This window comes from Escherichia sp. E13S3 (genome assembly GCF_004212325.1).
Lineage (GTDB): Bacteria > Pseudomonadota > Gammaproteobacteria > Enterobacterales > Enterobacteriaceae > Escherichia.
Genome location: NZ_RHJR01000024.1, coordinates 105,006 through 123,081, shown reverse-complemented (window position 1 = coordinate 123,081; position 18,076 = coordinate 105,006). Strand labels below are relative to the sequence as shown.

Here is an 18,076-nt window from a genome sequence, read left to right as displayed (position 1 = left end):
TTGTTTATACTTGGTTAACCCTACTCTAATTATGATTTAATCATGTTTTAGTGGAACATGTAATCATGGTTATACTAATGCGAATAACTTTGACCATTAGGGATGCTCGTGAGGCGTTTCATGGTAATCAGGAGATTTTTCAATGATTAAACGCGTACTGGTTGTATCAATGGTAGGTCTTTCTCTTGTTGGTTGTGTTAACAACGATACCCTATCTGGTGATGTTTATACTGCCTCTGAAGCGAAGCAAGTGCAGAATGTCAGCTACGGCACAATCGTTAACGTACGGCAGGTACAAATTCAGGGTGGTGATGATTCCAACGTCATCGGCGCAATTGGCGGTGCAGTTCTCGGTGGTTTTCTTGGTAATACCGTTGGTGGTGGTACGGGACGCTCTTTGGCTACCGCAGCAGGTGCCGTCGCGGGTGGCGTAGCCGGTCAGGGCGTACAGAGCGCAATGAACAAAACACAGGGTGTGGAGCTGGAAATTCGTAAAGATGATGGCAACACCATCATGGTGGTACAGAAACAGGGCAATACCCATTTCTCTCCGGGACAACGTGTAGTTCTGGCCAGCAACGGCAGCCAGGTGACGGTTTCCCCGCGCTAAACAAGTTGACGTGTGGTCAGGTACCTGGCCACACGCCCCCTTTATTTCACCCTTTGGCCTGTAACTCAGTAATATTATGCTCAAGTTTTGCAATGAGCCTAATCAGTTGTTCCAGTTCCTCTGCTGAAATCCCATCCAAAATTTCCGCCCGGGTCTTGTTAATAACAGCTTCCATTTCGCTAATCAGCGGCTCCGCCTTTTCCGTCAGTTTAATACGTTTGGCCCGCCGATCGCTGGGACAAGTTTGACGCGAAATTAACCCTTTTTCTTCCAGTTGGTCCAACGTACGAACCAGTGATGGCTGCTCAATGCCGATCGCTTTTGCCAGTTGAATTTGCGACTGGTCTGGAGGTAACTGATGTATATTGTGCAACGTCACCCAATGGGTTTGCGTTAACTCCAGGGGTTTCAGGCGATGGTCTATCAGAGCACGCCATATGCGCACCAACCGTGCCAGATCAGAACCTAGTGGCGATTCCAATTTCATCTCCTTATAATTAGCTTGCTAAGATATTATACGGCTTTTAGAATAGTGTGCAGCAATTGTATTGCTAAAACAAATGGATTGCTGCATTTGCTTACCGTCAGACATGCTTTTCAGAAATAGCGAGTAATTTTCTCTCACATAAACAATATTTATTAATCTAAAGCAATAAACTCAGCCTCAAAGGAATCTATTTTGTGAAGTTTATGCATAGTGCAACAGGATTGCCCCTACAAGATCTGGCGTTCGGTGCATCCGTCTACTTTCCTCCGTTTTTCAAAGCCTTCGCGCTTGGATTCGTCGTATGGCTTGTCCTACACCGCCTGCTTCGCGACTGGATCTACGCGGGCGACATCTGGCATCCCTTGTTAATGGATTTGTCGCTGTTTGCGATCTGCGTATGCTCCGCCCTGGCAATATTGATTGCGTGGTAACTATGTCAATTAAAACCATTAAGTATTTCTCAACAATAATTGTAGCAGTAGTTGCCGTTCTCGCCGGGTGGTGGCTCTGGAACTATTACATGCAATCACCGTGGACGCGGGATGGCAAAATACGCGCGGAACAGGTCGCTATCACCCCACAAGTGTCCGGACGTATTGTTGAGATGAATATAAAAGACAACCAGTTGGTTAACGCTGGCGATATTCTGCTCACTATCGATAAAACACCCTTCCAGATTGCCGAACTGAATGCCCGGGCCCAACTGGCGAAAGCGCAATCTGATCTTGCCAGAGCCAATAATGAGGCCAATCGCCGCCGTCATCTCTCGCAAAATTTTATCTCTGCCGAAGAACTGGATACGGCAAACCTCAATGTTAAAGCGATGCAGGCCAGTGTCGATGCCGCACAAGCAACGCTGAAACAGGCACAATGGCAACTGGCACAAACGGAAATTCGCGCCCCGGTCAGCGGATGGGTCACCAACCTCACTACCCGCATCGGCGACTACGCCGACACAGGAAAACCGCTGTTTGCCCTGGTGGACAGTCACTCGTTTTACGTCATTGGTTATTTTGAAGAAACCAAATTGCGGCATATCCGCGACGGTGCGCCAGCACACATTACACTCTATAGCGACAACAAAACGTTACAGGGTCACGTCTCCAGTATCGGTCGGGCAATTTATGATCAGAGTGTGGAAAACGATTCCAGCCTGATTCCAGACGTTAAACCTAACGTTCCCTGGGTTCGTCTCGCCCAGCGCGTCCCGGTTCGCTTTGCCCTTGATAATGTTCCCGGCGATGTCACGCTAGTATCCGGCACAACCTGTAGTATCGCAGTAGGTCAGTAATGAACGCCTGGTCATGGTCTCTGCGCAATCTGCCCTGGTTTAAGGCCACGCTGGCACAATGGCGCTATGCGTTGCGCAATACCCTTGCCATGTGTCTGGCGCTGACTGTTGCTTATTATTTAAATCTGGACGAACCCTATTGGGCGATGACATCAGCTGCGGTAGTGAGCTTTCCGACAGTTGGCGGTGTCATCAGCAAAAGCCTGGGGCGCATCGCTGGCAGTTTGCTGGGGGCTATCGCGGCGCTAATCCTTGCCGGGCATACTCTCAACGAGCCGTGGTTCTTCCTGTTGAGCATGTCGGCATGGCTTGGTTTTTGTACCTGGGCCTGCGCGCATTTCACGAATAACGTGGCCTATGCGTTTCAACTGGCGGGTTACACAGCCGCGATTATCGCCTTCCCGATGGTCAATATCACTGAAGCAAGCCAGTTGTGGGACATCGCCCAGGCGCGCGTTTGCGAAGTGATCGTCGGTATTCTCTGCGGTGGGATGATGATGATGATTCTGCCGAGCACTTCCGATGCCACTGCCCTTTTAACCGCATTGAAAAACATGCACGCCCGTTTACTGGAACATGCCAGTTTACTCTGGCAGCCTGAAACAACCGATGCCATTCGTACCGCACATGAAGGGGTGATTGGGCAGATACTGACCATGAATTTGCTGCGAATTCAGGCGTTCTGGAGCCACTATCGCTTCCGCCAGCAAAACGCGCGCCTCAATGCGTTACTCCACCAGCAATTACGCATGACCAGCGTCATTTCGAGCTTGCGGCGTATGTTGCTCAACTGGCCATCACCCCCTGGTGCTATACGGGAAATTCTTGAACAGTTGCTAACGGCCCTCGCCAGCAGGCAAACGGATTTTTACACCGTCGCACGCATTATTGCCCCGCTACGCCCGACGAACTCAGCTGACTACCGGCACGTCGCCTTCTGGCAGCGACTACGTTATTTTTGCCGCCTTTATCTGCAAAGTAGTCAGGAATTACATCGTCTGCAAAGCGGCGCAGATGATCAAACCAGACGCCCTCGCGCGTCCGGGCTGGCACGTCATACCGATAATGCAGAAGCCATGTGGAGCGGGCTGCGGACATTTTGTACGTTGATGATGATTGGTGCGTGGAGTATTGCCTCGCAATGGGATGCCGGAGCCAATGCATTAACCCTGGCTGCAATTAGCTGCGTCCTTTACTCCGCCGTCGCAGCGCCGTTTAAGTCATTGTCGCTGCTGATGCGCACGCTGGTATTGCTTTCGTTCTTTAGCTTTGTGGTTAAATTTGGCCTGATGGTCCAAATTAGCGAGCTGTGGCAATTTTTGCTGTTTCTTTTCCCCCTGCTGGCAACGATGCAGCTACTCAAAATACAATTGCCAAAACAAGCTGCATTATGGGGGCAACTGATTGTTTTTATGGGATCGTTTATCGCTGTCACTAATCCCCCGGTGTATGATTTTGCTGATTTTCTTAACGATAATCTGGCAAAAATCGTTGGTGTGGCGTTGGCGTGGTTAGCGTTCGCCATTCTGCGTCCAGGATCAGATGCTCGTAAAAGCCGTCGTCATATTCGCGCGCTGCGCCGGGATTTTGTCGATCAACTAAGCCGCCATCCAACACTGAGTGAAAGCGAATTTGAATCTCTCACTTATCATCACGTCAGTCAGTTGAGCAACAGCCAGGATGCGCTGGCGCGCCGCTGGTTATTACGTTGGGGGGTGGTGCTACTGAACTGTTCGCATGTTGTCTGGCAATTACGCGAGTGGGAGTCGCGTTCTGATCCGTTATCACAAGTGCGGGATAACTGTATTTCGCTGTTGCGGGGAGTGATGAGTGAGCGTGGCGTTCAGCAAAAATCGCTGGCTGCCACACTTGAAGAATTACAGCGGATTTGCGACAGCCTTGCCCGGCATCATCAGCCTGCTGCCCGTGAGCTGGCAGCGATTGTCTGGCGACTATACTGCTCGCTTTCGCAACTTGAGCAAGCACCGCCGCAAGGTACGCTGGCCTCTTAACTACTTAATAACACCACAGGCATAGCGTTCACCGCCACCGCCCAGCGGTTTAGGCTGATCGGACATATTATCGCCGCCAACGTGGATCATCAGCGCCTTGTCTTTGATTTCATCGAGTGATTTCAGACGAGGCGCAATAACGGCATCGGTCGCCTTGCCGTCATTATTGACCACCAGCGCAGGCAGATCGCCTAAATGTCCCGCACCTTCCGGCCCTTCATGCTTGTTGGTTTTTTGTGGATCAAGATGCCCGCCTGCAGATTCCGCGGCGCTGGCTTTGCCATCTTTGGTGGCTGGCTGGCAGCGTCCTTTAGCATGAATATGGAAGCCATGTTCACCGGGGGGTAATGCTTTCAGATCGGGTGAAAACTCCAGACCTTTATCGGTTTCAGTAATAGTTACGCTACCTATTGACTGCCCAACCCCTTGCGACGTAACGAGGTTCATCTCGACTTTTTCACTGGCCGCTTGTGCGCCGGTCGCAACAACCAGCGCCAGAATAGCCAGACTAAAACGCTTCATAGGACCTCCGTTCATTGTGCATACCCGTTAAGTGTAAACCAGTGACACATATTTGAACGGCGGCTATTCCTAAAAGTGTTTATGGTACGTCGTAACCCAGTGCCGCTTTACGGATACGGAACCACTGCTGACGCGTCATTTTCAGGGCTTCTGCCTCTACAGCAGCCCGTACGCGCTCAATTTTACCGGAACCAATTATCGGCAACGGTTGCGACGGCAGACGTAATATCCAGGCATAAACAACCTGCTCAATAGTGGCCGCGTTTAATTCCTGGGCTATCACAGCGAGTTCATCACGCAGCGGCTGGAAAAAATCATCATTGAACAGACGTCCACCACCAAGGCACGACCACGCCATCGGACGAACACGCAGTTGTTGCAGTTGGTCGAGCGTGCCATCCAGCAGCAACGGCTGATGCACCGGGGATATTTCCACCTGATTAGTGGCAAGGGTAAATGGCAGGCGTGATTGCAACAGGGCAAATTGCGCAGGCGTGAAGTTGGAGACGCCAAAATGGCGCACTTTGCCGCTCTGATGCAGATGTTTAAACGCATCCGCCACTTCATCGGCATCCATTAACGGGTCGGGACGGTGGATTAACAGCAGATCCAGATGATCGGTCGCGAGATTAATCAGCGACTGTTCGGCGCTTTTAATAATATGGTCGCGGTCAGTGATGTAATGACCAATGACGTTTTCTTCACGCGCGGTCGTTGCGATGCCACATTTGCTGACGATTTCCATCCGTTCACGCAGATGAGGCGCCAGCTTCAGCGCCTCGCCAAACGCCGCTTCACACTGATAGCCGCCATATATATCAGCATGGTCCACGGTGGTAATGCCGAGATCCAGATGCTCCTCAATAAAGCTAACCAACCGACGGGCAGACATATTCCAGTCCATCAGTCGCCAGTAGCCCATCACAAAACGGGAAAACTCCGGGCCTTGCGGCGCAATAGTAATACGCTGAACCATAATCGCTTCCTCTTATCAGATATGAGAGGAGTATACGCAAGATTATGCTCAAAAGAGTGATGGTTGCTCCGGTTCATCTGATGACGTTGGCTTATTCGCGCGTAATTTACGCATCAGCCGCTGGCGACAAAGGCGCAGCACCTCTTGTTTTTCGCCATCGCTCATTTTATTCCAGTTAAAACGCTCATCCCGGCTACGAAAACAGCCGCGACAAAATCCGCGCTCATCAGACTGGCAAATTCCCCGGCACGGGCTCTGGACGGGAAAGAACTCTAGTTGCTCCGCCACTTCGCCCTCCTGAAATGAGATTATTACCACTATTGAAGCTCTTAATGCCCAAAGTAGCAACTTTGCTTGCACTAGACCGACTGGTCTACTACACTCGAACGCATGAACAAACACACCGAACATGATACTCGCGAACACCTCCTGGCGACGGGTGAGCAACTTTGCCTGCAACGTGGATTCACCGGGATGGGATTAAGCGAATTACTGAAGACCGCTGAAGTGCCGAAAGGATCCTTCTATCACTACTTTCGCTCTAAAGAAGCGTTTGGCGTTGCCATGCTTGAACGTCATTACGCAGCATACCACCAGCGACTAACAGAGTTACTGCAATCCGGCGAAGGTAATTACCGCGACCGCATACTGGCTTATTACCAGCAGACGCTGAACCAGTTTTGCCAACACGGAACCATCAGTGGTTGCCTGACAGTAAAACTCTCTGCCGAAGTATGCGATCTGTCAGAAGATATGCGCAGCGCGATGGATAAAGGCGCTAGCGGCGTGATCGCCCTGCTCTCGCAGGCGCTGGAAAATGGCCGTGCCAGCCATTGTTTAACCTTTTGTGGCGAACCGCTGCAACAGGCTCAAGTGCTTTACGCACTATGGCTGGGTGCGAATCTGCAGGCCAAAATTTCGCGCAATTCCGAACCACTGGAAAACGCGCTGGCACATGTAAAAACCATTATTGCGATGCCTGCCGTTTAGTAGGCTTTTTTATCACCAGACGACCGGGAGCCTTTATGTCATCTGAAAAACTGTATTCCCCACTGAAAGTGGGCGCGATCACGGCGGCAAACCGTATTTTTATGGCACCACTAACGCGTCTGCGCAGTATTGAACCGGGTGACATCCCGACTCCGTTGATGGCGGAATACTATCGCCAACGTGCCAGTGCTGGTTTGATTATTAGCGAAGCCACGCAAATTTCTGCTCAGGCAAAAGGATATGCAGGCGCGCCTGGCATCCATAGCCCGGAGCAAATTGCCGCATGGAAAAAAATCACCGCTGGCGTTCATGCTGAAAATGGTCATATGGCCGTACAGCTGTGGCACACCGGACGCATTTCTCACGCCAGCCTGCAACCTGGCGGCCAGGCACCGGTAGCACCTTCAGCACTTAGCGCGGGAACACGTACTTCTCTGCGCGATGAAAATGGTCAGGCGACCCGTGTTGAAACATCCATGCCGCGGGCACTGGAACTGGAAGAGATTCCGGGTATCGTCAATGATTTCCGTCAGGCCATTGCTAACGCGCGTGAAGCCGGGTTTGATCTGGTGGAGCTCCACTCTGCTCACGGTTATTTGCTGCATCAGTTCCTTTCCCCTTCTTCAAACCATCGTACCGATCAGTACGGCGGCAGCGTGGAAAATCGCGCACGCCTGGTACTGGAAGTGGTCGATGCCGGGATTGAAGAATGGGGTGCCGATCGCATTGGCATTCGCATTTCACCAATCGGTACGTTCCAGAATACGGATAACGGCCCGAATGAAGAAGCCGATGCGCTGTATCTGATTGAACAACTGGGCAAACGCGGCATTGCTTACCTGCATATGTCAGAACCAGACTGGGCAGGCGGCAAACCATATACCGAGGCGTTTCGCGAAAAAGTACGCGCCCGTTTCCACGGTCCGATTATCGGCGCAGGTGCATACACGGTAGAAAAAGCAGAAATGCTGATCGGTAAAGGGTTAATTGATGCGGTGGCATTTGGGCGTGACTGGATTGCGAATCCGGATCTGGTAGCCCGCTTGCAGCGCAAAGCCGAGCTTAACCCACAGCGTGCTGAAAGTTTCTATGGTGGCGGTGCGGAAGGCTATACCGATTACCCGACGTTGTAATCCAACATTGCGAGCGGCGTAAAGCCGCCGCTATACTAAAACAACATTTTGAATCTGTTAGCCATTTTGAGGATATAAAGATGCGTCTTCTTCATACCATGCTGCGCGTTGGCGATCTGCAACGCTCCATCGATTTTTATACCAAAGTGCTGGGCATGAAACTGCTGCGTACCAGCGAAAACCCGGAATACAAATACTCACTGGCGTTTGTTGGCTACGGCCCGGAAACCGAAGAAGCGGTGATTGAACTGACCTACAACTGGGGCGTGGATAAATACGAACTCGGCACTGCTTATGGTCACATCGCGCTTAGCGTAGATAACGCCGCTGAAGCGTGCGAAAAAATCCGTCAGAACGGGGGTAACGTCACCCGTGAAGCGGGTCCGGTAAAAGGCGGTACTACGGTTATCGCGTTTGTGGAAGATCCGGACGGTTACAAAATTGAATTAATCGAAGAGAAAGACGCCGGTCGCGGTCTGGGCAACTAATCTCCTGCCGGGCGCGAACTCATCGCGCCCGCATCTTTACTGCATCGACAAGTAATATTTGTCATAATGCGCGCTGCAATTTATCCGTATTAAGAGAATCAGATGTCCGATAACGCTCAACTTACCGGTCTGTGCGACCGTTTTCGTGGTTTTTATCCTGTTGTGATCGATGTTGAAACAGCCGGATTTAACGCCAAAACCGATGCGCTGCTTGAGATTGCCGCCATCACCCTGAAAATGGATGAACAAGGCTGGCTGATGCCGGACACCACATTACATTTCCACGTCGAACCATTTGTCGGCGCAAATTTGCAGCCAGAGGCCCTCGCCTTCAACGGCATTGACCCGAACGATCCCGAGCGCGGCGCGGTCAGCGAATACGAGGCGCTGCACGAAATTTTTAAAGTTGTACGTAAAGGCATTAAAGCGAGCGGCTGTAACCGCGCCATTATGGTGGCGCACAACGCCAATTTTGATCACAGCTTTATGATGGCCGCCGCAGAACGCGCCTCACTGAAACGTAACCCATTCCACCCTTTCGCCACTTTTGACACCGCGGCACTGGCCGGGCTGGCACTCGGACAAACCGTATTATCAAAAGCCTGCCAGACCGCGGGGATGGACTTCGACAGCACCCAGGCGCACTCCGCGCTGTACGACACCGAACGCACTGCTGTGCTGTTTTGTGAAATCGTCAATCGCTGGAAACGTCTGGGAGGCTGGCCGCTGCCTGCCGCCGAAGAGGTGTAATCGAGTCGATGCCTGATGACATGCAATGATTCAGGCATCTATAGTGAGGCTATCCCACGCATCATGCATGATATTCACGGGGAATAGCGTTAATGGCAGATAATCCAGACCCTTCATCGCTCCTGCCGGACGTGTTTTCACCGGCGACCCGCGACTGGTTTCTTCGCGCCTTTAAACAGCCGACCGCTGTCCAGTCACAAACCTGGCATGTGGCGGCACGAGGCGAACATGCGCTGGTGATTGCACCGACCGGCTCCGGGAAAACGCTGGCCGCTTTTCTCTATGCCCTCGATCAGCTCTTCCGCGAAGGCGGAGACAACGCCAGCGAGGCGCATAAGCGTAAAACCTCGCGCATCCTCTATATTTCACCGATTAAAGCCTTAGGCACCGACGTTCAGCGCAATTTGCAGATCCCGTTACAAGGCATTGCAGTGGAACGGCGGCGGCGCGGCGAAATGGAAGTCAACCTCCGCGTGGGCATCCGGACTGGCGATACGCCCGCGCAGGAACGCAGCAAACTGACCCGCAATCCGCCGGATATTCTGATAACCACGCCCGAATCACTCTATCTGATGCTGACCTCCCGCGCACGCGAGACGCTGCGCGGCGTCGAAACGGTGATTATTGATGAAGTCCACGCGGTCGCGGGAAGCAAACGCGGTGCGCATCTGGCGTTAAGCCTGGAACGGCTCGATGCGCTGCTACACACCTCAGCACAGCGAATTGGCCTTTCCGCGACTGTACGCTCAGCCAGCGATGTGGCAGCATTTCTTGGTGGCGATCGTCCGGTTACTGTTGTCAACCCGCCCGCAATGCGCCATCCGCAGATACGGATTGTCGTCCCAGTCGCCAATATGGATGATGTCTCATCGGTCGCCAGCGGCACTGGCGAAGACAGCCATGCGGGCAGAGAAGGCTCAATCTGGCCGTATATTGAAACCGGCATTCTTGATGAAGTGTTGCGCCATCGCTCGACCATCGTCTTTACAAATTCACGCGGCCTGGCGGAAAAACTGACGGCACGGCTGAATGAGCTTTACGCCGCACGATTGCAGCGCTCCCCGGCCATCGCCATAGACGCCACTCATTTCGAGTCGACCTCCGGCGCAACCTCAAACCGCGTACAAAGTAGCGATGTTTTCATTGCCCGCTCGCACCACGGTTCCGTCTCTAAAGAACAACGGGCGATAACCGAACAAGCCCTGAAATCAGGCGAATTGCGCTGTGTGGTCGCGACTTCCAGTCTCGAACTGGGGATTGATATGGGCGCGGTGGATCTGGTGATTCAGGTGGCGACGCCGCTTTCTGTCGCCAGCGGGCTACAGCGCATTGGTCGCGCCGGACATCAGGTTGGCGGTGTATCTAAAGGGCTATTTTTCCCCCGTACCCGGCGTGATTTAGTCGATTCCGCCGTCATTGTCGAGTGTATGTTTGCAGGCAGGCTGGAAAACCTGACGCCACCGCATAATCCACTCGACGTCCTTGCGCAGCAAACCGTTGCCGCCGCGGCGATGGATGAATTACAGGTAGACGAATGGTACTCCCGCGTACGCCGTGCTGCACCGTGGAAAGATCTGCCAAGACGCGTTTTTGACGCCACGCTGGATATGCTTTCCGGGCGCTATCCCTCAGGCGATTTTTCTGCTTTTCGACCAAAACTGGTCTGGAACAGGGGGACGGGGATATTGACCGCCCGCCCTGGCGCTCAATTGTTGGCTGTTACCAGCGGTGGCACCATTCCGGATCGTGGCATGTACAGTGTGTTATTACCCGAAGGTGAAGAACAGTCCGGTTCGCGGCGGGTGGGCGAACTGGATGAAGAGATGGTGTATGAATCGCGAGTGAATGACATCATCACTCTCGGCGCTACCTCATGGCGGATCCAACAAATCACCCGCGATCAGGTCATTGTGACACCTGCACCAGGTCGCTCTGCCCGACTTCCCTTCTGGCGTGGCGAAGGTAATGGACGCCCCGCTGAATTGGGGGAAATGATCGGCGATTTTCTCCATTTGCTGGCGGATGGCGCGTTCTTTTCCGGAAATATCCCGCCGTGGCTGGCAGAAGAAAATACACTCGCCAATATTCAGGGGCTGATTGACGAACAGCGTAACGCTACGGGCGTTGTCCCTGGAAGCCGCCACCTGGTTCTCGAACGCTGCCGTGATGAAATTGGCGACTGGCGCATTATTTTACACTCTCCCTATGGAAGACGAGTGCATGAACCGTGGGCGCTGGCGATTGCCGGACGACTGCATGCGCTATGGGGCGCTGATGCCTCGGTAGTCGCCAGCGATGACGGTATTGTCGCCCGCATTCCAGATACCGACGGCAAATTGCCTGACGCCGCGATATTTTTGTTTGAACCGGAAAAGTTGCTGCAAATTGTCCGCGAGGCGGTGGGCAACTCAGCACTTTTCGCCGCCCGTTTTCGCGAATGCGCCGCGCGGGCATTATTAATGCCGGGCCGCACGCCGGGCCATCGCACCCCGCTCTGGCAACAACGGCTGCGCGCCAGTCAGTTGCTGGAAATCGCCCAGGGTTATCCGGATTTTCCTGTCATTCTCGAAACTCTGCGTGAATGCCTGCAGGATGTGTATGACCTTCCCGCGCTGGAACGTTTGATGCGTCGCCTGAACGGTGGCGAAATTCAAATATCCGATGTAACGGCCGCTACGCCCTCGCCTTTCGCCGCCAGTTTATTGTTCGGTTATGTGGCGGAATTTATGTATCAGAGCGACGCCCCGCTGGCAGAACGCCGGGCATCCGTACTGTCGCTGGACAGCGAGTTACTGCGCAATCTACTCGGTCAGGTTGATCCGGGGGAATTACTCGACCCGCAGATCATTCGTCAGGTGGAAGAAGAGTTACAGCGGCTGGCCCCCGGCAGAAGAGCGAAAGGTGAAGAAGGTCTTTTCGACCTACTGCGCGAACTGGGGCCAATGACCGTTGAAGACCTGGCGCAACGGCATACAGGCAGCAGTGAAGAGGTTGCGTCGTATCTGGAAAATCTTCTTGCAGTAAAACGAATCTTCCCGGCGATGATTAGCGGACAGGAGCGTCTTGCCTGTATGGACGACGCTGCTAAATTACGCGATGCTCTCGGAGTGCAACTGCCGGACTCGCTGCCTGATATTTACTTGCACCGTGTCAATTACCCGCTTCGCGATCTCTTTCTGCGCTATCTCCGGGCTCATGCTCTGGTCACGGCTGAACAACTGGCTCATGAGTTTAGCCTCGGTATTGCCATTGTCGAAGAGCAACTTCATCAATTGCGCGAACAGGGGCTGGTGATGAATTTGCAACAAGACATCTGGGTGAGCGATGAAGTTTTTCGTCGTTTGCGTTTACGTTCCCTGCAGGCTGCCAGAGAAGCTACGCGTCCGGTACCAGCCATTGCCTATGCACGATTGCTGCTGGTACGTCAGGGCGTGCTCCCCGCCACCGATGGTAGCCCGGCGCTCTTTGCCTCAACATCGCCAGGCGTTTATGAAGGCGTGGATGGCGTCATGCGAGTTATCGAACAGCTTGCTGGTGTCGGTTTACCCGCCTCACTCTGGGAAAGCCAGATCCTGCCCGCCCGTGTACGCGATTACTCGCCAGAAATGCTCGATGAACTGCTGGCAACCGGTACGGTTATCTGGTCGGGGCAAAAAAAGCTCGGCGAGGATGACGGTCTGGCGGCACTGCATTTACAGGAATATGCCGCCGAATCGTATATTCCTGCAGAAAATGATCACGCGAAACGTTCAGCGCTTCAGCAAGCAATTATCGCGGTTCTGACTGACGGGGGCGCCTGGTTTGCGCAACAAATCAGCCAACGAACAGGCGAGAAAATCGGCGAGCCAGTAGATCCTTCAGCCCTGCAAGAGGCGCTTTGGGAACTGGTCTGGCAAGGCGTCATCACCTGTGATATTTGGGCACCGTTGCGCGCCCTTACCCGCAGTAGTACCAGCGCACGCCCTTCAACTCGCCGCAGTAGTCGGGCTCGTCGTGGACGTCCGGTTTATGCACCGTCAGCTATGCCGTTGGTATCTTACAACACACCAAAGCTGGCTGGACGCTGGTCGTTATTGCAGGTGGAGTCACTAAACGATACCGAAAGGATGCTGGCGCTGGCGGAAAATATGCTCGACCGCTACGGAATCATCAGTCGTCAGGCGGTGATAGCCGAAAATATCCCTGGCGGATTTCCGTCGATGCAAACGCTTTGTCGAAGTATGGAAGACTCCGGGCGAATTATGCGGGGTCGATTTGTTGAAGGTTTGGGTGGTGCACAATTTGCTGATCGCCAGACCATTGACCGTCTGCGCGACCTGGCGCCCCATGCCACGCAGACGCGACAATATATGCCCGTGGCCCTTAGTGCCAACGATCCGGCCAATTTGTGGGGGAATCTGCTACCCTGGCCTGCACATCCGGCGACGCTGGTTCCGACTCGTCGGGCAGGCGCGCTGGTGGTTATTTCTGGCGGCAAATTATTGATTTATCTGGCGCAAGGTGGCAAAAAAATGCTGGTCTGGCAGGAAAAAGATGAATTATTACCACCGGAGGTTTTCCTGGCGCTAACCACCGCGTTACGGCGAGAACCACGGCTACGGTTTACGTTGACAGAAGTGAATGACCAACCGGTCCGGCAAACGCCGATGTTTACGCTGCTGCGTGAGGCGGGATTTTCAAGTTCGCCACAAGGGCTGGATTGGGGATAAAAAGCACTGACGGATGCCGGTTAGCATCCGTCAGTATTGCGAAACGGATTATTCAGCATCCGGCTCTTCAGACTTGTATTTAGCAGCAGTTTCTTTGATCAGCTGCTGCAGTTCGCCACGCTGATACATTTCAATCACGATATCACAACCGCCTACCAGCTCGCCGTCAACCCACAGTTGCGGGAAAGTCGGCCAGTTCGCATATTTCGGCAGTTCCGCACGAATGTCCGGGTTCTGCAGGATATCAACGTAGGCAAAACGTTCGCCACAAGCGGCAAGCGCCTGGACTGCCTGGGCAGAGAAACCGCAGCTCGGCAGTTTCGGTGAACCTTTCATGTACAGCAGGATCGGGTTTTCAGCAATCTGGCGTTGGATTTTTTCGATAGTGGTGCTCATTGTCTTGCTTCCTCAAACTTCTTTACGGCAGTAATCTGACATTGTAGCGGGTCAGTGCGGCATCGGAAAATAACATTTTCATCACGCTTTTGCTATTTTATCCCTTTGCTCTATTTGTTGCATTTCAAATATTCGTTTCTTCTCTGCCACGCTGCAAGCTGGCGTATTTGTGACCATTTTTAGCTTTCACTGCTGCTTTTTTTTGCGCTCGCCAACGAAACGTATTTTTTAACAATAAAAGCTATTAACTTTCCCTTCTTCTATGCATTAGAATCATCAAGTTTTGTAAATCAGACGCAGGCATGATAGACCTGCCTTAACAGAGGGACGCTCAGTGGCGCGGATAAACCGTATTTCGATCACGCTCTGTGCTTTACTTTTTACCACCCTGCCTTTAATGCCTATGGCCTATGCTTCCAAGCAAGCCAGGGAGAGTTCTGCTACCACTCATATCACCAAAAAAGCAGATAAAAAGAAAAGCACGGCAACCACCAAAAAGACCAATAATAAAGCCAGTCAGAAAACCGCCAAAAAAGTCGCCAGTAAAAGTACGACCAAAAGCAAAACCGCTTCTTCCGTTAAAAAATCCTCCATTACCGCTTCTAAAAACGCGAAAACTCGCAGCAAAAATGTTGTCACTAAAACGGCGTCTGCCAGCTTTACGGAAAAGTGCACCAAACGTAAGGGCAATAAGTCACATTGCGTGAAAGTCAAAAATGCCGCCCCTGGCACTATTGCCGACGCGCACAAAGCCAAAGTTCAGAAAGCCACTAAAGTGGCGATGAATAAACTGATGCAGCAAATTGGCAAGCCATATCGTTGGGGCGGGAGTTCACCGCGTACCGGTTTTGATTGCAGTGGACTGGTTTATTACGCTTATAAAGACTTGGTTAAGATCCGTATTCCGCGCACGGCAAACGAAATGTATCACCTGCGCGATGCGGCACCTATCGATCGCAGTGAACTGAAAAACGGCGACCTGGTCTTTTTCCGCACGCAAGGGCGTGGGACTGCCGATCACGTAGGCGTGTACGTTGGCAATGGTAAATTTATTCAGTCACCGCGCAGTGGCCAGGAAATTCAAATCACGTCGTTAAGTGAAGATTACTGGCAACGTCACTATGTTGGCGCTCGTCGGGTAATGACCCCAAAAACACTTCGCTAAAACTTTACCCTGTTGTTACAACAACAGGGTAAGTTCATCTTTTGTATCACCTTTTAATTTGCTACCCTATCCGTACTCACAATAAGGCTATTGTGCGTATACCAATGAATAATAAAGGAGAGTAGCAATGTCATTTGAATTACCTGCACTACCATATGCTAAAGACGCTCTGGTCCCGCACATTTCTGCGGAAACTATCGAGTATCACTACGGCAAACATCATCAGACTTATGTCACTAACCTGAACAACCTGATTAAAGGCACCGAGTTTGAAGGTAAATCACTGGAAGAGATTATTCGCAGCTCTGAAGGTGGCGTATTCAACAACGCAGCTCAGGTCTGGAACCACACTTTCTACTGGAACTGCCTGGCACCAAACGCTGGTGGCGAACCGACTGGCAAAGTCGCTGAAGCTATCGCCGCATCTTTCGGTAGCTTTGCCGATTTCAAAGCACAGTTTACTGACGCTGCAATCAAAAACTTTGGTTCTGGCTGGACCTGGCTGGTGAAAAACAGCGATGGCAAACTGGCTATCGTTTCTACCTCTAATGCTGGTACTCCACTGACCACCGATGCGACCCCGCTGCTGACCGTTGATGTCTGGGAACACGCTTATTACATCGACTATCGCAATGCGCGTCCTGGCTATCTGGAGCACTTCTGGGCGCTGGTGAACTGGGAATTCGTAGCGAAAAATCTCGCTGCATAATAACTGATGGCAAATGCAACATTGCCTGATGCGCTACGCTTATCGGCGTCTATCCGGATGAGGCGTTAACACCGCATCCGGCAAGATAAATCGCACTTTGCCTGCAAACTGTAACGCAGAAGGTATCCCCTTCTGCGTTTTGTTTTATTAGCTGTTGGCAACGCAAACTGCTTCAGGTTGTTTTCTGGCTGACATAAACACCAGCAACAATGCCAGTCCTGCGACAATCGCCCCCATCACCGGCACAAAACTGTACCCCAGACCACCCGAAATCACTGCGCCACCTGCCGCGGCACCCAGAGCATTACCCAGGTTAAAGGCACCGATATTCACTGAGGAAGACAGCCCTGGCGCTTCGCTGGCAACTCGCATCACACGCATCTGTAACGGCGGTACCACCGCAAAGGTTGCTGCGCCCCACACCACCATGCTGATAGCCGCACCAAACTCATTACGCGCCAGGAACGGGATCGCCAGCATAATCACCATCAGCAGCAGCAAAAAGCCTTTCAGCGTGCCGTTGACCGAACGATCTGCCAGTTTACCGCCTAAATAGTTACCGATGGAAAACCCGACGCCAATCAGCACCAGCATGGCTGTTACGAACACCGGCGTTGCATGGGTGATACTTTGCAGTACTGGTGAAATATAGGTGTAGAGGGTAAACATTGCGCCAGCCCCCAGTACCGTCGTCAGCAAGGCTGATAACACCTGCGGACGCATCAATACCGCCAGCTCTTTTTTCACATCCGGTCGCGCTCCTGCGCCGCCTTTCGGTAACGAGAAGAACAGGCTAACCATTGAAATCACGCCCAGCCCCGCCGTTGCCAGAAACGACATCCGCCAGCCAATAGTTTCGCCAAGCCAGGTCGCCGCAGGAACACCGCCAATATTTGCCAGAGTTAAGCCCATAAACATAGTGGCGACGGCGCTGGCCTGTTTGTGTTTAGGCACAACGCTTGCGGCCACGACTGAACCCAAACCAAAGAATGCCCCGTGATTCAGACTGGTCAGAATGCGTGAAAGCATCAACGTCATATAATCCGGCGCGATGGCGGAAAGCACGTTGCCAAGAGTGAAAATGGCCATCAGGAAAATAAGCGCACTGCGCCGGGCGCGATGAGACAGCAGTAATGTCATCAGCGGCGCGCCAACCATCACGCCAACCGCATAGGCGCTGATTAACATGCCCGCAGCAGGAATCGAGACATCCACACCGCGCGCAATGACGGGTAACAGGCCCATTGGCGAGAACTCCGTTGTCCCGATACCAAACGCGCCAACGGCCAGCGCCAACAACGGATAGTTAATTTTCATGCCTAATCTCCACCTCTTCGCGTCATTACACGATATTCATCAAAGTGGCCAAAGCATGACAGCAATCACAAAAAATTGAAAATAACAAAAAGAGAAAACACTTTTGCCATTTTGCTAACAAAAGGGAAGAGAGTGCGAGGGAGGATGCGCTCCCTCGAAGGGAAATCAGTGCAGCGCGGCAGTCAAACCTACGGCCACGATCAAACCGAGGACAATAATGGTTGTTACCAGTGAAAATTTAAGGTCGGTACTCATCAAGTTTTCTCCTTTTTTATTACCCTACAAAAAGTGATATTACGCATTTTTACACACTGTGAAGAAAAAATCTCCCGCCATTTATAATGATAAGTGTTTTTACCACTTCCCCTTTTCATCAAGATCGGCCAAAATTCCACGCTTACACTATTTGCGTACTGGCCATTGACCCCTTCCTGACGCTCTGTGTCGTTTTTCCGGCGTACCGCAACACTTTTGTTGCGCGTAAGGTGTGTAAAGGCAAACGTTTACCTTGCGATTTTGCA

Annotated in this window: 18 protein-coding genes; 11 read left to right on the top strand and 7 right to left on the bottom strand. The window is 52.2% G+C overall.

Going from position 1 to position 18,076, the window contains the following annotated elements:
• The first annotated feature begins 142 nt into the window (after positions 1 to 142).
• Positions 143 to 610, top strand: a complete 468-nt coding sequence (slyB, locus tag D9597_RS22095; protein WP_064530029.1) for an outer membrane lipoprotein SlyB — start codon at positions 143 to 145, stop codon at positions 608 to 610.
• Positions 611 to 656: 46 nt separating this feature from the next.
• Here slyB and slyA read toward each other — a convergent pair whose 3' ends face one another.
• Positions 657 to 1,091, bottom strand: coding sequence for a transcriptional regulator SlyA (gene slyA / locus D9597_RS22090; RefSeq protein ID WP_064530079.1), 435 nt, complete (start codon positions 1,089 to 1,091; stop codon positions 657 to 659).
• 200 nt (positions 1,092 to 1,291) lie between these two features.
• Here slyA and D9597_RS22085 point away from each other — a divergent pair, with 200 nt between their 5' ends.
• The 3 genes from D9597_RS22085 to D9597_RS22075 are packed head-to-tail and all read left to right on the top strand — an operon-like array spanning position 1,292 to position 4,400.
• Positions 1,292 to 1,528, top strand: a complete 237-nt coding sequence (locus D9597_RS22085; RefSeq protein WP_130224732.1) for a DUF1656 domain-containing protein — start codon at positions 1,292 to 1,294, stop codon at positions 1,526 to 1,528.
• 2 nt (positions 1,529 to 1,530) lie between these two features.
• Positions 1,531 to 2,388 carry an HlyD family secretion protein gene (locus D9597_RS22080; RefSeq protein WP_130224730.1) on the top strand — a complete coding sequence of 286 codons (858 nt, stop codon included), beginning with the start codon at positions 1,531 to 1,533 and terminating at the stop codon, positions 2,386 to 2,388.
• Positions 2,388 to 4,400 carry an FUSC family protein gene (locus D9597_RS22075; RefSeq protein WP_130224728.1) on the top strand — a complete coding sequence of 671 codons (2,013 nt, stop codon included), beginning with the start codon at positions 2,388 to 2,390 and terminating at the stop codon, positions 4,398 to 4,400. The genes D9597_RS22080 and D9597_RS22075 overlap by 1 nt, the downstream gene beginning before the upstream one ends.
• On the opposite strand, the gene sodC is transcribed toward D9597_RS22075, so the two are convergent.
• From sodC to D9597_RS22060, 3 genes are all read right to left on the bottom strand, one after another.
• A complete protein-coding gene (gene sodC / locus D9597_RS22070; protein WP_130224726.1) occupies positions 4,401 to 4,922 on the bottom strand; it encodes a superoxide dismutase [Cu-Zn] SodC in 522 nt (173 codons plus the stop codon).
• A 79-nt stretch (positions 4,923 to 5,001) separates the two neighbouring features.
• Positions 5,002 to 5,898, bottom strand: coding sequence for an aldo/keto reductase family oxidoreductase (locus D9597_RS22065; RefSeq protein WP_130224725.1), 897 nt, complete (start codon positions 5,896 to 5,898; stop codon positions 5,002 to 5,004).
• Between the two features lie 48 nt (positions 5,899 to 5,946).
• The gene (locus tag D9597_RS22060; protein ID WP_000840482.1) at positions 5,947 to 6,186 is read right to left on the bottom strand and encodes a DUF1289 domain-containing protein; all 240 of its coding nucleotides are present in this window, start codon (positions 6,184 to 6,186) and stop codon (positions 5,947 to 5,949) included.
• Between the two features lie 102 nt (positions 6,187 to 6,288).
• On the opposite strand from D9597_RS22060, the gene nemR reads away from it, so the two are divergent.
• From nemR to D9597_RS22035, 5 genes are all read left to right on the top strand, one after another.
• On the top strand, positions 6,289 to 6,888 hold the full coding sequence (gene nemR, locus D9597_RS22055) for a DNA-binding transcriptional regulator NemR (RefSeq protein WP_130224724.1): 600 nt from the start codon (positions 6,289 to 6,291) through the stop codon (positions 6,886 to 6,888).
• A 35-nt stretch (positions 6,889 to 6,923) separates the two neighbouring features.
• Positions 6,924 to 8,021 (top strand): N-ethylmaleimide reductase, encoded by a 1,098-nt coding sequence (gene nemA, locus D9597_RS22050; protein WP_130224723.1) that lies wholly within the window; start codon positions 6,924 to 6,926, stop codon positions 8,019 to 8,021.
• Positions 8,022 to 8,101: 80 nt separating this feature from the next.
• Positions 8,102 to 8,509 (top strand): lactoylglutathione lyase, encoded by a 408-nt coding sequence (gloA, locus tag D9597_RS22045; protein ID WP_001237796.1) that lies wholly within the window; start codon positions 8,102 to 8,104, stop codon positions 8,507 to 8,509.
• 102 nt (positions 8,510 to 8,611) lie between these two features.
• On the top strand, positions 8,612 to 9,259 hold the full coding sequence (rnt, locus tag D9597_RS22040; RefSeq protein ID WP_130224722.1) for a ribonuclease T: 648 nt from the start codon (positions 8,612 to 8,614) through the stop codon (positions 9,257 to 9,259).
• A 92-nt stretch (positions 9,260 to 9,351) separates the two neighbouring features.
• Positions 9,352 to 13,968, top strand: a complete 4,617-nt coding sequence (locus D9597_RS22035) for an ATP-dependent helicase (RefSeq protein ID WP_130224721.1) — start codon at positions 9,352 to 9,354, stop codon at positions 13,966 to 13,968.
• A 48-nt stretch (positions 13,969 to 14,016) separates the two neighbouring features.
• Here the strand turns inward: D9597_RS22035 and grxD are convergent, their stop codons facing one another.
• Complete coding sequence (gene grxD, locus D9597_RS22030) at positions 14,017 to 14,364, bottom strand: monothiol glutaredoxin 4 (protein WP_000108172.1); 348 nt, start codon at positions 14,362 to 14,364, stop codon at positions 14,017 to 14,019.
• A 334-nt stretch (positions 14,365 to 14,698) separates the two neighbouring features.
• Between grxD and mepH the strand changes: the two genes are divergently transcribed.
• A complete protein-coding gene (gene mepH, locus D9597_RS22025) occupies positions 14,699 to 15,529 on the top strand; it encodes a peptidoglycan DD-endopeptidase MepH (protein WP_130208194.1) in 831 nt (276 codons plus the stop codon).
• A gap of 127 nt (positions 15,530 to 15,656) precedes the next feature.
• Positions 15,657 to 16,238, top strand: a complete 582-nt coding sequence (gene sodB / locus D9597_RS22020; protein ID WP_130208196.1) for a superoxide dismutase [Fe] — start codon at positions 15,657 to 15,659, stop codon at positions 16,236 to 16,238.
• 147 nt (positions 16,239 to 16,385) lie between these two features.
• On the opposite strand, the gene D9597_RS22015 is transcribed toward sodB, so the two are convergent.
• Both D9597_RS22015 and cydH read right to left on the bottom strand, forming a co-directional pair.
• Complete coding sequence (locus tag D9597_RS22015) at positions 16,386 to 17,555, bottom strand: MFS transporter (RefSeq protein WP_130224720.1); 1,170 nt, start codon at positions 17,553 to 17,555, stop codon at positions 16,386 to 16,388.
• A 165-nt stretch (positions 17,556 to 17,720) separates the two neighbouring features.
• Entirely contained in the window at positions 17,721 to 17,810 is a 90-nt protein-coding gene (gene cydH, locus D9597_RS22010; protein ID WP_000102278.1) for a cytochrome bd-I accessory subunit CydH, read from the bottom strand.
• Positions 17,811 to 18,076: the final 266 nt, after the last annotated feature.

Excerpts from the sequence above, each read along its gene's own strand:
- slyB (WP_064530029.1), top strand. The coding sequence starts at position 143 with ATGATTAAACGCGTACTGGTTGTATCAATGGTAGGTCTTTCTCTTGTT.
- D9597_RS22080 (WP_130224730.1), top strand. The coding sequence starts at position 1,531 with ATGTCAATTAAAACCATTAAGTATTTCTCAACAATAATTGTAGCAGTA.
- D9597_RS22075 (WP_130224728.1), top strand. The coding sequence starts at position 2,388 with ATGAACGCCTGGTCATGGTCTCTGCGCAATCTGCCCTGGTTTAAGGCC.
- sodC (WP_130224726.1), bottom strand. The coding sequence starts at position 4,922 with ATGAAGCGTTTTAGTCTGGCTATTCTGGCGCTGGTTGTTGCGACCGGC.
- D9597_RS22065 (WP_130224725.1), bottom strand. The coding sequence starts at position 5,898 with ATGGTTCAGCGTATTACTATTGCGCCGCAAGGCCCGGAGTTTTCCCGT.
- nemR (WP_130224724.1), top strand. The coding sequence starts at position 6,289 with ATGAACAAACACACCGAACATGATACTCGCGAACACCTCCTGGCGACG.
- nemA (WP_130224723.1), top strand. The coding sequence starts at position 6,924 with ATGTCATCTGAAAAACTGTATTCCCCACTGAAAGTGGGCGCGATCACG.
- gloA (WP_001237796.1), top strand. The coding sequence starts at position 8,102 with ATGCGTCTTCTTCATACCATGCTGCGCGTTGGCGATCTGCAACGCTCC.
- rnt (WP_130224722.1), top strand. The coding sequence starts at position 8,612 with ATGTCCGATAACGCTCAACTTACCGGTCTGTGCGACCGTTTTCGTGGT.
- D9597_RS22035 (WP_130224721.1), top strand. The coding sequence starts at position 9,352 with ATGGCAGATAATCCAGACCCTTCATCGCTCCTGCCGGACGTGTTTTCA.
- grxD (WP_000108172.1), bottom strand. The coding sequence starts at position 14,364 with ATGAGCACCACTATCGAAAAAATCCAACGCCAGATTGCTGAAAACCCG.
- sodB (WP_130208196.1), top strand. The coding sequence starts at position 15,657 with ATGTCATTTGAATTACCTGCACTACCATATGCTAAAGACGCTCTGGTC.
- D9597_RS22015 (WP_130224720.1), bottom strand. The coding sequence starts at position 17,555 with ATGAAAATTAACTATCCGTTGTTGGCGCTGGCCGTTGGCGCGTTTGGT.
- cydH (WP_000102278.1), bottom strand. The coding sequence starts at position 17,810 with ATGAGTACCGACCTTAAATTTTCACTGGTAACAACCATTATTGTCCTC.